Origin of the sequence: Halorubrum sp. SP3 (assembly GCF_005435195.1) — an archaeon.
Classification (GTDB): Archaea; Halobacteriota; Halobacteria; order Halobacteriales; family Haloferacaceae; genus Halorubrum; species Halorubrum sodomense.
This window is the reverse complement of record NZ_SGTU01000408.1, coordinates 1-427: the sequence shown is the minus strand read 5'-3', so window position 1 is coordinate 427 and position 427 is coordinate 1. Positions and strand designations below refer to the sequence as shown.

Sequence of the window (427 nt, the reverse complement as noted above, 5' to 3'; positions counted from 1 at the left end):
TCAAAAGTGCCCATATATCGCTGGCCTCGACCGTCTTCGAACCGACACAGGCTACGAAGATATGGACATTAATGACGTCGACCTTCTAGTCGGGAACCACCAACACGCGTATCGTGAAAGCTATCTAGAAGACAGGGTCGTCATATTTGACGAATTTAATCCCGATCCGTTTGTTCAGCGATACCCGTCAGAAGATACTACGAGTCAGGTGCGAGACGCCCCAAGTGAAGTAATAAGTGAATTTCTGGAAACGGTTGAGAACTTTCCATTTGACGACCTCACCGACATCATCGAAGCGCGGGGAGCCGATGATCCATCGGTGAAGGAAGCGATAGAGTGGTTTGAGCAATACGATGCGAATGCGAGTGCCGGGAAAGAAATCATGGCACCCAGCACTCGACAATATGATGCGTCTCATACTTCTGCC

Annotated in this window: 1 protein-coding gene; it reads left to right on the top strand. The window is 49.4% G+C overall.

Annotated elements, in window-relative coordinates:
- Positions 1–61: 61 nt before the first annotated feature.
- The coding region (locus EXE42_RS17025; RefSeq protein ID WP_137707066.1) for a hypothetical protein at positions 62–427 on the top strand (366 nt) is incomplete at its 3' end.